Source organism: Streptomyces sp. NPDC051364 (assembly GCF_040682115.1).
GTDB lineage: Bacteria > Actinomycetota > Actinomycetes > Streptomycetales > Streptomycetaceae > Streptomyces.
Map to the genome: position 1 here is coordinate 141,999 of NZ_JBFBAH010000012.1, position 12,546 is coordinate 154,544.

The 12,546-nt window shown below is 70.8% G+C and carries 14 protein-coding genes and 1 pseudogene; 13 read left to right on the top strand and 2 right to left on the bottom strand.

Going from position 1 to position 12,546, the window contains the following annotated elements; translation table 11 throughout:
- Window positions 1–59 precede the first annotated feature (59 nt).
- The 3 genes from hisD to hisB are packed head-to-tail and all read left to right on the top strand — an operon-like array spanning window position 60 to window position 3,090.
- Window positions 60–1,382, top strand: coding sequence for a histidinol dehydrogenase (hisD, locus tag AB0M76_RS24915; RefSeq protein WP_365954956.1), 1,323 nt, complete (start codon window positions 60–62; stop codon window positions 1,380–1,382).
- Window positions 1,379–2,500, top strand: coding sequence for a histidinol-phosphate transaminase (locus AB0M76_RS24920; protein WP_365954957.1), 1,122 nt, complete (start codon window positions 1,379–1,381; stop codon window positions 2,498–2,500). The genes hisD and AB0M76_RS24920 overlap by 4 nt, the downstream gene beginning before the upstream one ends.
- Window positions 2,497–3,090, top strand: coding sequence for an imidazoleglycerol-phosphate dehydratase HisB (gene hisB / locus AB0M76_RS24925; RefSeq protein WP_030155936.1), 594 nt, complete (start codon window positions 2,497–2,499; stop codon window positions 3,088–3,090). Before AB0M76_RS24920 ends, hisB begins: the two co-directional genes overlap by 4 nt.
- 212 nt (window positions 3,091–3,302) lie before the next feature.
- On the opposite strand, the pseudogene AB0M76_RS24930 reads toward hisB, so the two are convergent.
- A pseudogene (locus AB0M76_RS24930) lies at window positions 3,303–4,472 on the bottom strand (RNA-guided endonuclease TnpB family protein); the annotation flags it as partial.
- Window positions 4,473–4,635: 163 nt separating this feature from the next.
- On the opposite strand from AB0M76_RS24930, the gene hisH reads away from it, so the two are divergent.
- The 4 genes from hisH to hisF are packed head-to-tail and all read left to right on the top strand — an operon-like array spanning window position 4,636 to window position 7,197.
- On the top strand, window positions 4,636–5,295 hold the full coding sequence (gene hisH, locus AB0M76_RS24935) for an imidazole glycerol phosphate synthase subunit HisH (protein WP_365954958.1): 660 nt from the start codon (window positions 4,636–4,638) through the stop codon (window positions 5,293–5,295).
- The gene (priA, locus tag AB0M76_RS24940; protein WP_365954959.1) at window positions 5,295–6,029 is read left to right on the top strand and encodes a bifunctional 1-(5-phosphoribosyl)-5-((5-phosphoribosylamino)methylideneamino)imidazole-4-carboxamide isomerase/phosphoribosylanthranilate isomerase PriA; all 735 of its coding nucleotides are present in this window, start codon (window positions 5,295–5,297) and stop codon (window positions 6,027–6,029) included. Before hisH ends, priA begins: the two co-directional genes overlap by 1 nt.
- Window positions 6,026–6,442, top strand: coding sequence for a RidA family protein (locus AB0M76_RS24945; protein WP_266630157.1), 417 nt, complete (start codon window positions 6,026–6,028; stop codon window positions 6,440–6,442). The genes priA and AB0M76_RS24945 overlap by 4 nt, the downstream gene beginning before the upstream one ends.
- Entirely contained in the window at window positions 6,442–7,197 is a 756-nt protein-coding gene (gene hisF, locus AB0M76_RS24950; RefSeq protein ID WP_365954960.1) for an imidazole glycerol phosphate synthase subunit HisF, read from the top strand. Before AB0M76_RS24945 ends, hisF begins: the two co-directional genes overlap by 1 nt.
- Window positions 7,198–7,341: 144 nt before the next feature.
- On the opposite strand, the gene AB0M76_RS24955 is transcribed toward hisF, so the two are convergent.
- The gene (locus AB0M76_RS24955; RefSeq protein ID WP_365954961.1) at window positions 7,342–7,974 is read right to left on the bottom strand and encodes a TIGR03085 family metal-binding protein; all 633 of its coding nucleotides are present in this window, start codon (window positions 7,972–7,974) and stop codon (window positions 7,342–7,344) included.
- Between the two features lie 84 nt (window positions 7,975–8,058).
- On the opposite strand from AB0M76_RS24955, the gene hisI reads away from it, so the two are divergent.
- From hisI to trpC, 6 genes are all read left to right on the top strand, one after another.
- Entirely contained in the window at window positions 8,059–8,421 is a 363-nt protein-coding gene (gene hisI, locus AB0M76_RS24960; protein ID WP_053786912.1) for a phosphoribosyl-AMP cyclohydrolase, read from the top strand.
- Between the two features lie 19 nt (window positions 8,422–8,440).
- Window positions 8,441–9,946, top strand: a complete 1,506-nt coding sequence (locus tag AB0M76_RS24965; RefSeq protein WP_365954962.1) for an anthranilate synthase component I — start codon at window positions 8,441–8,443, stop codon at window positions 9,944–9,946.
- Between the two features lie 14 nt (window positions 9,947–9,960).
- Complete coding sequence (locus AB0M76_RS24970) at window positions 9,961–10,632, top strand: TIGR02234 family membrane protein (protein ID WP_365954963.1); 672 nt, start codon at window positions 9,961–9,963, stop codon at window positions 10,630–10,632.
- A gap of 96 nt (window positions 10,633–10,728) precedes the next feature.
- Entirely contained in the window at window positions 10,729–10,980 is a 252-nt protein-coding gene (locus tag AB0M76_RS24975; RefSeq protein ID WP_365954964.1) for an HGxxPAAW family protein, read from the top strand.
- A gap of 70 nt (window positions 10,981–11,050) precedes the next feature.
- Window positions 11,051–11,545, top strand: coding sequence for a DUF2752 domain-containing protein (locus AB0M76_RS24980; RefSeq protein WP_365954965.1), 495 nt, complete (start codon window positions 11,051–11,053; stop codon window positions 11,543–11,545).
- Between the two features lie 183 nt (window positions 11,546–11,728).
- Complete coding sequence (trpC, locus tag AB0M76_RS24985; protein ID WP_266667966.1) at window positions 11,729–12,538, top strand: indole-3-glycerol phosphate synthase TrpC; 810 nt, start codon at window positions 11,729–11,731, stop codon at window positions 12,536–12,538.
- The last annotated feature ends 8 nt before the right edge of the window (window positions 12,539–12,546 follow it).

A 12,546-nucleotide genomic window follows, 5' to 3' on the forward strand; every position in this document is an offset into this window, starting at 1 on the left:
GTGTATCAGCCAGTGATACAGGCGGACGGTGGCGGGAGACGGTCTGAGAGAATTGGGAGGTGATCTCTCGTATCGACCTGCGCGGTGACGCCCTCCCCGAGGGCGGCGCCCTGCGCGATCTGCTGCCCCGTGCCGAGTTCGACGTAGAAGCTGCCCTGGAGAAGGTGCGGCCCATCTGCGAGGACGTCCATCATCGTGGCACGGCGGCGCTGATCGAGTACGCGCAGAAGTTCGACGGTGTGGAGCTTTCGCAGGTCAGGGTGGCTTCCGAGGCGCTCAAGACCGCGCTCGACGAGCTCGACCCGGCCGTCCGTGCCGCCCTCGAGGAGTCCATCCGGCGCGCCCGGATCGTGCACCGCGAGCAGCGCCGCAGCGAGCACACCACCCAGGTGGTCCCCGGCGGCGCCGTGACCGAGAAGTGGGTTCCGGTCGAGCGCGTGGGCCTGTACGCCCCGGGCGGCCGCTCCGTGTACCCGTCGTCCGTCGTCATGAACGTCGTACCGGCGCAGGAGGCGGGCGTCGAGTCGATCGCGCTCGCGTCCCCGCCGCAGGCCGAGTTCGGCGGACTGCCGCACCCGACGATCCTCGCCGCGTGCGCGCTGCTCGGCGTCGACGAGGTGTACGCGGCCGGCGGAGCGCAGGCCGTCGCGATGTTCGCGTACGGCACCGAGGAGTGCGCTGCCACGAACATGGTGACCGGCCCGGGCAACATCTGGGTCGCCGCCGCCAAGCGCTACTTCACCGGCCGGATCGGCATCGACACCGAGGCCGGCCCGACCGAGATCGCGGTCCTCGCGGACTCCACGGCCGACCCGGTGCACGTCGCCGCCGACCTGATCAGCCAGGCCGAGCACGACCCGCTGGCCGCCGCCGTGCTCGTCACGGACTCCGAGGAGCTCGCGGCCGCCGTCGAGCGGGAGCTGGAGCCGCAGGTCGCGGCCACCAAGCACGTCGAGGACCGGATCAAGCCGGCGCTCGCGGGCAAGCAGTCCGCGATCGTGCTGGTCGACAGCCTGGAGGACGGCCTCAAGGTCGTCGACGCGTACGGCGCCGAGCACCTGGAGATCCAGACCGCCGACGCCGCGGCCTGGGCCGCCCGCGTCCGCAACGCCGGTGCGATCTTCGTGGGCCCGTGGGCCCCGGTCTCGCTCGGCGACTACTGCGCCGGGTCGAACCACGTGCTGCCCACCGGCGGCTGCGCCTGCCACTCCTCCGGCCTGTCCGTGCAGTCCTTCCTGCGCGGCATCCACATCGTCGACTACACGCGGGACGCCCTCGCCGAGGTCACCCACCACGTGGTGACGCTGGCCGAGGCCGAGGACCTGCCCGCGCACGGCGCGGCCCTCAAGGCCCGCTTCGGGTGGAAGGTTCCTGGCAAGTGACCGGCATCGACGACCTCCCCATCCGCGACGAGCTGCGCGGCAAGACCCCCTACGGCGCCCCGCAGCTCGACGTGCCCGTCCAGCTGAACACCAACGAGAACCCGTACCAGCTCCCCGAGGAGCTGGTACGGCGCATCGCCGAGCGCGTCTCCGAGGCCGCCCGCACCCTCAACCGATACCCCGACCGGGATGCGATCGAGCTGCGGACCGCGCTGGCCGCCTACCTCACCCGTACGGGCAAGCACCCGGTCGCGCGGGAGAACGTGTGGGCCGCCAACGGCTCCAACGAGGTCATCCAGCAGCTGCTGCAGACCTTCGGCGGGCCCGGCCGTACCGCGATCGGCTTCGAGCCCTCGTACTCGATGCACGCGCTGATCGCCCGGGGCACCGGGACGGGCTGGATCTCCGGCCCGCGCCGGGAGGACTTCACGATCGATGTGGAGGCGGCCGAGCAGGCCATCGCCGAGAACGCGCCCGACGTCGTCTTCATCACCTCGCCCAACAACCCCACGGGTACCGCAGTCGAGGCGGAGACCGTCCTCGCGCTCTACGAGGCCGCGCAGGCGACGCGTGCCGATCGAGGTTCGGCCTCCCTGGTCATCGTGGACGAGGCGTACGTCGAGTTCAGCCACAGGGACTCGCTCCTGCCGCTGATCGAGGGCCGCCCCTGCTTGGTGGTCTCCCGGACCATGTCCAAGGCCTTCGGCGCCGCCGGGCTGCGCCTGGGCTACCTGGCCGCGCACCCGGCCGTGGTCGACGCCGTCCAGCTCGTACGCCTGCCGTACCACCTGTCGGCCGTCACCCAGGCGACCGCGCTGGCCGCCCTGGAGCACACCGACACCCTGCTCGGCTACGTCGAGCAGCTCAAGGCCGAACGGGACCGCCTCGTCACCGAGCTGCGGGCGATCGGCTGCGAGGTCACCGAGTCCGATGCGAACTTCATCCAGTTCGGGAAGTTCGAGGACTCGCACACCGCCTGGCAGAAGATCCTCGACCAGGGTGTCCTGGTCAGGGACAACGGCGTACCGGGCTGGCTGCGGGTCACCGCCGGCACCCCGGCCGAGAACGACGCGTTCCTGGAAGCGGTTCGCGCACTGAAGAAGGAGCAGCACGCATGAGCCGCATCGGACGGGTCGAACGGACCACGAAGGAGACCTCGGTCCTCGTCGAGATAAACCTCGACGGCACCGGCAAGGTCGACGTCTCGACGGGCGTGGGCTTCTACGACCACATGCTCGACCAGCTCGGCCGCCACGGCCTCTTCGACCTCACGGTCAAGACGGACGGCGACCTGCACATCGACAGCCACCACACCATCGAGGACACCGCACTCGCGCTCGGCGCCGCCTTCAAGCAGGCCCTCGGCGACAAGGTCGGCATCTACCGCTTCGGCAACTGCACCGTGCCGCTCGACGAGTCCCTCGCCCAGGTGACCGTCGACCTGTCCGGCCGCCCGTACCTCGTGCACACCGAGCCCGAGAACATGGCGCCGATGATCGGCGAGTACGACACGACGATGACCCGGCACATCTTCGAGTCGTTCGTCGCGCAGGCCCAGATCGCCCTGCACATCCACGTCCCGTACGGCCGCAACGCCCACCACATCGTGGAATGCCAGTTCAAGGCCCTTGCGCGCGCCCTGCGCTACGCGGCCGAGTTCGACCCGCGCGCCGCCGGAATCCTGCCCTCCACGAAGGGCGCCCTCTAGCCGTGAACGGCCTCAACACCATCCTGATCGTCGTCGGCCTCTTCCTGGCCGGAGGCGTCTACTCCTTCCAGAAGCAGCAGATGCCCAAGTCGGTCATCATCCTGCTCGCCATCGGCTCCGCGATGTGCCTCGCCGCCGGAGTCCTGCGGATTCAGGGGATCTGGGATTGACTTCCTTCCCTCCGCAGCGGAGGGAGTTTCCACCCTTGCGGATGGAGTTTCCTGCTTCACCACGGACCGCCCCGACCGAGAGGAGGACTCCCGATGAGGTCTAACACCCGCTCCACAGGCAGCAACCGCCAGCCCGGCGGCCAGACGATTCATCGCCGCGTTCCCGTCCCGGTCATGGGTCGTCCCGCAGCTCTCGCACGTCCGTTCACGGACGGTCAGGGGCATCTTGTCGGCGATGGTCCCGCAGGCCGAGCACGGGTGTGTGCTGGGGAACCACCTGTCGATGGTGATCAGCTCGCGTCCGTACCAGGCAGTCTTGTACTCCAGCATGCTGCGCAGCTCACGCCATGCCGCATCGGTGATGGCGCGGGCCAGCGTGTGGTTCTTCAGCATGTTGCGGACAGCGAGATCCTCGATCACGAGCGTTTGGTTTTCACGCACGAGTCGAGTCGTCAGCTGATGCAGATGGTCCCGGCGCCGGTCGGTGATCCGGGCGTGGATACGGGCCACCCGGGTGCGGGCCTTGGCCTGGTTCTTGCTGCCCTTCTCCTTCCGCGACAGCGCCCGCTGCGCGCGAGCCAGTCTTTCCCGGCTTCGGTGCTCGTGCCGCGGGTTGGTGACCTTCTCCCCCGTGGAAAGGGCGACCAGAGCCGTAAGACCGGCATCGATACCCACAGCGTTCGTCGTGGCCGGCATGGGAGCCGGGGTGTCCTCGCACAGAAGCGACACGAACCAGCGCCCGGCACGGTCACACGAGACCGTGACCGTGGACGGCTGCGCACCCGCGGGCAGGTTGCGGGACCAAACGATGTCCAAGGGCTCGGCCATCTTCGCGAGCGTCAGCTGGCCGTCGGCGTAGCGGAAGGCACTGCGCGTGTACTCGGCCGACGCCCGGGATTTCCGCTTCGACTTGAAGCGGGGGTATCGCGATCGCTTCGCCCGGAAGCCGACGAACGCACTCTGCAGATGCCGGAGTGCCTGCTGCAACGGCACCGAGGACACCTCAGCCAGATACGCCAGCTCCTCGGTCCTCTTCCACGCCGTGAGCATGGCCGACGTCTGTCCGTAGTCCATACGCTCCTGGCGGGTCCACGCGTCCGCGCGGGCGGCCAGGGCCAGGTTGTAAACCTTCCGTACACACCCGAACGTCCGCGACAGCTCGGCTGCCTGCGCATCGGTCGGGTGGAAGCGGTATTTGAACGCCCGCTTCACCGGAGGAGAAGTTCCCACGCCCCGGACGCCAGGGGCGGTCGCGATCCGAACACAAGTACAGGTCACGGCATCACGCAGTGGCACCGCGCCTGGGCGCGGTCCCGAGCCGCAGATGCCTTCCCCACCCGGCTGAAGCCGGGAGTTTTCACGCAAGGAGGTTGGGATGAGCGCCGCTAGTCCCGCCAGACCAACCAAGACGGTCGTGGTCTTCGACTACGGCTTCGGAAACGTCCGTTCCGCCGAGCGCGCTCTCGCGCGCGTCGGCGCGGACGTCGAGATCACCCGCGACTACGACAAGGCGATGGACGCCGACGGACTCCTCGTCCCCGGCGTCGGTGCCTTCTCCGCCTGCATGCAGGGCCTCAAGGACGCCCGCGGCGACTGGATCATCGGCCGCAGGCTCTCCGGCGGCCGCCCCGTCATGGGCATCTGCGTCGGCATGCAGATCCTCTTCGAACGCGGCATCGAGCACGGCGTGGAGACGGAGGGCCTCGACGAGTGGCCCGGCACCGTCGAGCCGCTGCGCGCCCCGATCGTGCCCCACATGGGCTGGAACACCGTGGACGCCCCTGTCGACAGCCAGGCCTTCAAGGGCCTGGACGACGACGCCCGCTTCTACTTCGTGCACTCGTACGCGGTGCGCGACTGGAGCCTGGAGGTCACCAACCCGGTGATCCGCGCCCCCAAGGTCACCTGGGCCACCCACGGCGAGCCGTTCGTCGCGGCGGTGGAGAACGGGGCCCTGTGGGCCACCCAGTTCCACCCCGAGAAGTCCGGCGACGCCGGCGCCCAGCTCCTCACCAACTGGATCGAGACCCTCTGATGACCGTCAGCAAGCTCGAACTGCTGCCTGCCGTCGACGTCCGTGACGGCCAGGCCGTCCGTCTCGTGCACGGCGTGTCCGGCAGCGAGACCTCCTACGGCTCCCCGCTGGACGCGGCTCTCGCCTGGCAGGCCTCCGGCGCCGAATGGCTGCACCTCGTCGACCTGGACGCAGCCTTCGGCACCGGCGACAACCGCGCCCTGGTCGCCGAGATCACCGGCGCCATGGACATCAAGGTCGAGCTGTCCGGCGGCATCCGCGACGACGCCTCGCTCGCCGCGGCGCTCGCCACCGGCTGCACGCGCGTCAACCTCGGCACCGCCGCCCTGGAGACCCCCGAGTGGGCCGCCAAGGCCATCGCCGAGCACGGCGACAAGATCGCCATCGGCCTCGACGTACGCGGCACCACCCTCAAGGGCCGCGGCTGGACCAGCGAGGGCGGGGACCTCTACGAGACCCTCGCGCGCCTGGACTCCGAGGGCTGCGCCCGGTACGTCGTCACCGACATCGGCAAGGACGGCACGCTGACCGGCCCCAACCTGGAGCTGCTGAAGAACGTCTGCGCCGCCACGGACCGGCCGGTCGTGGCCTCCGGCGGGATCTCCTCGTTGGACGATCTGCGGGCGCTGTCCGAGCTGGTGCCGGTGGGCGTTGAGGGCGCGATCGTGGGCAAGGCCCTGTACGCCAAGGCCTTCACCCTGGAAGAGGCCCTCCGGGTGGTGTCCGGCTCATGAGCAGCGCTGGTGAGGTCCGCCGCATCTCGTCGGGCGGCCCGTGGGAGGAGGCCGTGGGGTACTCCCGCGCCGTGGAGCTGCCGAACGGGCTCGTGCTCGTCTCCGGCTGCACCTCCGTCGTCGACGGCAAGATCGTGGCCGGCGGCCCGTACGAGCAGACCGTCAATTCCTTCCGCGTCGCGATCGACGCGCTGAAGCAGGTCGGCCTGGGTGCGGAGCACGTGGTCCGGACCCGGATGTACATCACCCATGCGAGGGATGTGGACGAGGTGGGCCGCGCCCACAAGGAGCTCTTCGACTCCGTCCGCCCCGCCGCCTCCATGATCATCGTCTCCGGCTTCATCGACCCCAGCCTGGTCGTCGAGGTCGAGGTCGAAGCCTTCCGAGCCGAAGCCTTCCGAGGGGAGTCCTGATGTCGCTCGCCGTACGAGTGATCCCCTGCCTGGACGTGGACAACGGCCGCGTCGTCAAGGGTGTCAACTTCCAGAACCTGCGCGACGCGGGTGACCCGGTGGAGATGGCCAAGCTGTACGACGCCGAGGGCGCCGACGAGCTGACCTTCCTCGACATCACCGCGTCGTCCGGGAACCGCGAGACCACGTACGACGTGGTGCGGCGGACCGCCGAGCAGGTCTTCATCCCGCTGACCGTGGGCGGCGGCGTCCGCACCGCGGAGGACGTGGACAAGCTGCTGCGGGCCGGTGCGGACAAGGTGGGCGTGAACACCGCCGCCATCGCGCGGCCCGAGCTGATCCAGGAGATCGCGGAGCGCTTCGGGCGGCAGGTCCTGGTCCTGTCCGTCGATGCCCGCCGCACGCCGACCGGTTCCTTCGAGGTCACCACGCACGGCGGCCGCCAGGGCACCGGCATCGACGCCGTCGAGTGGGCCCACCGGGCGGCCGAACTGGGCGCCGGGGAGATCCTGCTGAACTCGATGGACGCGGACGGTACGAAGGACGGGTACGACACCGAGATGATCGCGGCCGTGCGCAAGCACGTCACGGTGCCGGTGATCGCCTCGGGCGGTGCCGGCAGGCTGGAGCACTTCGCCCCGGCGATCGATGCGGGCGCCGACGCGGTGCTCGCGGCCTCGGTGTTCCACTTCGGTGACCTGCGGATCAGTCAGGTCAAGGAGACCCTCCGCGAGGCCGGCCACCCGGTCCGCTGACCGCTGCGCGGAGCCGTTTCCCCACCCCGCCCCTTCCCGAAACCGGGGGCTCTGCCCCCGGAACCTCCCCCAGCTACCGCTGGGGGTGCCCCCAGCGCCTCAAGCGCCGGCGGGGCTGGATCTTCGGGCGGGGCGGGGCAGGCGCTAAATGCCCAGCTTCGCCACCGTCAGCTTTGCGATGGCTTCCTTCGGGCCGTCCAGTTCCACAGCGGCAGCGTCCTGGCGGCCGAAGCAGAAGAGGGTCAGTTCGCCCGGTTCTCCGGTGACCGTCACCACCGGGGTGCCCTTGTGGGCGACCGCCGTCTGGCCGTTCGGGCGGCGCAGCACCAGGCCCACCGGGGAGCGGCGGCCCGTCAGGCGGGCCAGCTTCTCCAGGCGGGACCAGAGGGCGTCCGAGAACACGGGGTCCAGCTGGCGCGGCGACCAGTCCGGCTGGGCGCGGCGCACGTCCTCCGCGTGGACGAAGAACTCCACCGCGTTCGCCGCCTCGTCGATCTGCTTCAGCGCGTACAAGGACATCTTCGGCGGGCCGGTCCGGATCAGCTGGATCAGTTCCTCGTACGGCTTGGCCGTGTACTCGGCCATCGCCTTGTCCAGCCGGTCCTTCAGGACGTTCAGCAGCAGGCCGCCCGCCGCGTCCGGGCGACGCTCCCGGACCACCACGTGCGCCGCCAGCTCCCGGGCCCGCCAGCCTTCGCACAGCGTCGGCGCCTCCGGCCCGGCCGCCTCCAACAGGTCCGCCAGCAGCAGGCGTTCACGCTTCGCATGGGTAGACATGGGGGCCACCCTACGGCCGGAACCCGGCCCGTGCCCGCTCATCAGGCGGACGGTGATCCGTCACCGCCGCCCGGGCGCGGCACAATGGCCCCCATGAGTACGTCCTCCCTCGATCCCGCCATCGCCGCCCGGCTCAAGCGCTCCGCCGACGGCCTGGTTCCCGCCATCGCCCAGCAGTACGACACCGGTGAGGTGCTCATGCTCGGCTGGATGGACGACGAGGCCTTGCACCGCACCCTGACCACCGGCCGCTGCACGTACTGGTCCCGCAGCCGCCAGGAGTACTGGGTGAAGGGGGACACTTCCGGCCACTTCCAGCACGTGAAGTCCGTCGCCCTCGACTGCGACGCCGACACCCTCCTCGTCAAGGTCGACCAGGTCGGCGCCGCCTGCCACACGGGCGCCCGTACGTGCTTCGACGCCGATGTCCTTCCGCTGGCCGAATAGGTAGGTAGGGTCCCAAGCCATGGATCTTGAGACGTTCCGCAAGCTCGCGGCGGACCGCCGCGTCATCCCCGTGAGCCGCAAGCTGCTGGCCGACGGCGACACCCCCGTCGGGCTCTACCGCAAGCTGGCCGCCGAACGCCCGGGCACCTTCCTCCTGGAGTCCGCCGAGAACGGCCGCTCCTGGTCCCGCTACTCCTTCGTCGGCGTACGCAGCGACTCCACGCTGACCGTCCGCGACGGCCAGGCACACTGGATCGGCACCCCGCCCGTCGGCGTCCCCACCGACGGCGACCCGCTCGAGGCCCTGCGCGCCACCGTCCAGACCCTGCACACGCCCCGCGACCTCGCGGGCGGGATGCCGCCCTTCACCGGCGGCATGGTCGGCTACCTCGGCTACGACATCGTGCGCCGCCTGGAGCGCATCGGCGAGCACACCGCCGACGACCTGCAGCTGCCCGAGCTGACCATGCTGCTCACCTCCGACCTGGCGGTCATGGACCACTGGGACGGCACCGTCCAGCTCATCGCCAACGCCATCAACCACAACGACCTCGACACCGGCGTGGACGAGGCGTACGCGGACGCGGTGGCCCGGCTCGACGTGATGGAGGCCGACCTCGCGCGGCCCGCCCCGTACACCCCCACGCCGCTGCCCGCCTCCGAGATGCCCAGTTTCGAAGACGGCACGGTCTCGGCGCTGTGGGGCGGCGAGAAGTACCGGGACGCCGTCGAGGACATCAAGGAGCGGATCCGGGCCGGCGAGGCCTTCCAGGTCGTGCCCTCGCAGCGGTTCGAGACCTCGTGCGAGGCCTCCGCGCTGGACGTCTACCGGGTGCTGCGGGCCACCAACCCGTCCCCGTACATGTACCTGTTCCGCTTCGAGAACGGCTTCGACGTCGTCGGGTCCAGCCCCGAGGCTCTGGTCAAGGTCGAGGACGGGCGGGCCATGGTCCACCCGATCGCCGGCACCCGCCACCGCGGGGCCACCCCGCAGGAGGACCACGAGCTCGCCGAGGAGCTGCTGGCCGACCCCAAGGAGCGCGCCGAGCACCTGATGCTCGTCGACCTGGGCCGCAACGACCTGGGCCGGGTCTGCGAGCCGGGATCGGTCGAGGTCGTCGACTTCATGTCGATCGAGCGGTACTCGCACGTCATGCACATCGTCTCCACCGTCACCGGCCGGGTCGCCGAGGGCAGGACCGCCTTCGACGTGCTCACCGCCTGCTTCCCGGCCGGCACCCTCTCCGGCGCGCCCAAGCCGCGCGCCATGCAGATCATCGAGGAGCTCGAACCCTCCCGCCGCGGCCTGTACGGCGGCTGCGTCGGCTACCTCGACTTCGCCGGGGACTCCGACACGGCCATCGCCATCCGCACCGCGCTGTTGCGCGACGGCACGGCGTACGTCCAGGCCGGCGCGGGAGTCGTCGCGGACTCGGTGCCCGAGCTGGAGGACAACGAGTGCCGCAACAAGGCGGCCGCCGTCCTGCGCGCGGTGGGAGCGGCGAACCGGCTGAACGGCTCGTGACGGCGTAAGGGATAGTGGGGTACGTGAGTGCCGTACCCCCACCCCGAAACGACACCGACGCCCCCTCCGCCGGCGCCGCAGACACTGCGGACGGTGGCGCCGGCCGCGGCGGCCGCCGCAGCGTGGCCGTCGCCCTGCTGCTCGGCGCGCTCGGTGCCACCGTCGTCCTGCTCGCCTCCGGCCGCGTCTGGGCCCGCGGCACCGCCGCCGTGGGGGGCGGCTCGCTGCCGCTGACCGCGGACGGGCGGGCCGTGACCGGGCTCCCGGCGGCCCTGGCCATCGTGGGCCTCGCGGCCCTCGTGGCCGTGTTCGCCGTACGCGGCAGGAGCCGGCTGCTGGTCTCCGGGCTGCTCGCGCTGAGCGGCCTGGGCGCGGCCGTCTCCGCGGTGCTGGCCGCCGACGACCGGCAGGCGCTGGACGCGCAGGCGGCCCGTACGACCGCGGACACCGCGGCGCAGGTGGGGGCGCTGACGCACACGGCCTGGCCGTACATCACGGCCGCCGGCGCGGCCCTGATCCTGGTCGCCGGGCTGCTGGCCCTGCGCTTCGGCCGCAGCTGGCCGGCGATGGGCGGCCGCTACGAGCGGGACGGCAGCCCCCGGGCCCGCAAGGCGGCGTCGGTGGACCCCGACCGGCCCGAGGACCTGTGGAAGGCCCTCGACCGCGGCGAGGACCCGACCCGCTGACCAGGCACCGCGCACGGTGCGGGACAATGGGCACCGAGCATTCGACACAGACCGCGTTTTTGAACACCCTGCGACAGAGCAAACGAGGAGCAACTCATGGCGGGCACTGACCACGGACACACCCCGGCCGCCTGGACCGGTGTCATCATCGCCGTCATCGGTTTCTGCATTTCCGGCGCGTTCATGGTGATCGCGAACCCGCTCGGGTTCTGGGCCGGTCTCGTCGTCGTCGCGCTCGGCGGTGTGGTGGGCCTGGCGATGAAGGCCGCGGGCATGGGCGCGCCGAAGGCCGCCCACGACGACCTGGCCGTGGTCATCGCCGCCAACAAGGCCGCCGCCAAGGTCTGAGTACCGCCAAGGTGCGAGTACCGGTGTACACCTTCGAAAGGCGCGGCCCCGTGGGGCTGCGCCTTTCGTCATGAGCGGAGAGAATCAGCGGGTGGACGACGCCTCACGCAGCCCCTTCGCGGTGCCTGGGCCCGCGCCCGTGCCGCCCGCGCCCGCGCAGCCGCCGAGCCGCGCCCGGCGGCTGGCCGTGCCGGCGCTCACGCTGGCCTCGGCGGCCCTGGCCTTTGCGTACGTGGGCGCCGTGGATCCCAATGAACCCGGCCACTATCCGGTCTGCCCGCTCTTTCGACTGACCGGAATTCTGTGCCCCGGATGCGGCGGGCTGCGCAGTGCGCACGCGTTCGCCCACGGCGATCTGATCACCGCTTTCGGGGCAAATGCCCTGGCCGTCGTCGGCTACTTCGCCTTCGCCGGCTTCATGGTCCTGTGGCTGGTTCGCGCCTACCGCGGCGGCCCGGCCCCGCGCTTCGCCCTGCGGCGGCCGTACTGGTGGGCCGTCGGGGTGCTGACGCTGGTTTTCGTGGTGGTCCGAAACATGCCGTTCGGATCCGCCCTGGCCCCCTGAGGCCTGCATTTGGCCTGCCCGGGGCCCATATGAATCCCGGATTCCGAATGTCCAGTGATTGGGACGTCGTCAACCGCGTGCGGAGCGCAAGGCCTCCTGCGGATACCATTTGATTGCTGACCTTGCAGTTGTACGTGTCTGCAAGGCGGCCGACCGTCATCGACCCGGAAGGGGGCCGCTCGCGTGAGTGTGCTCGACGAGATCATCGAAGGGGTCCGCGAAGACCTTGCCGAACGGCAGGCCCGCGTGAGCCTCGACGAGCTCAAGGAGCGTGCCGCCAAGGCGCCCCAGGCCAAGGACGGCGTCGCAGCCCTGCGTGGCGACGGCGTCAAGGTGATCTGCGAGGTCAAGCGCTCCAGCCCCTCCAAGGGCGCGCTGGCCGCGATCGCGGATCCCGCCGGACTCGCCGCCGACTACGAGGCGGGCGGTGCGGCGGTCATCTCCGTCCTCACCGAGCAGCGCCGTTTCGGCGGCTCGCTGGCCGACCTGGAGGCCGTCCGCGCGCGCGTGGACATCCCGATCCTGCGCAAGGACTTCATCGTCACGGCGTACCAGCTGTGGGAGGCCCGCGCCTACGGCGCCGACCTCGTGCTGCTGATCGTCGCGGCCCTGGAACAGGAGGCCCTCGTCTCCCTCATCGAGCGGGCCGAGTCCATCGGGCTCACTCCGCTCGTCGAGGTCCACGACGAGGACGAGGTCGAGCGCGCGGTTGCAGCCGGCGCCAAGATCATCGGCGTCAATGCCCGCAACCTCAAGGACCTCAAGGTCGACCGCTCCACCTTCGAGCGCGTCGTCGGCGAGATCCCGGCCCACATCGTCAAGGTTGCCGAGTCCGGCATCCGCGGGCCGCACGACCTGATCGCCTACGCCAACGAGGGCGCCGACGCCGTCCTCGTCGGGGAGTCCCTGGTCACCGGACGCGACCCGAAGTCGGCCGTGGCCGACCTCGTCGCCGCCGGCGCCCACCCCGCCCTGCGCCACGGACGGAGCTGACCCGTTCC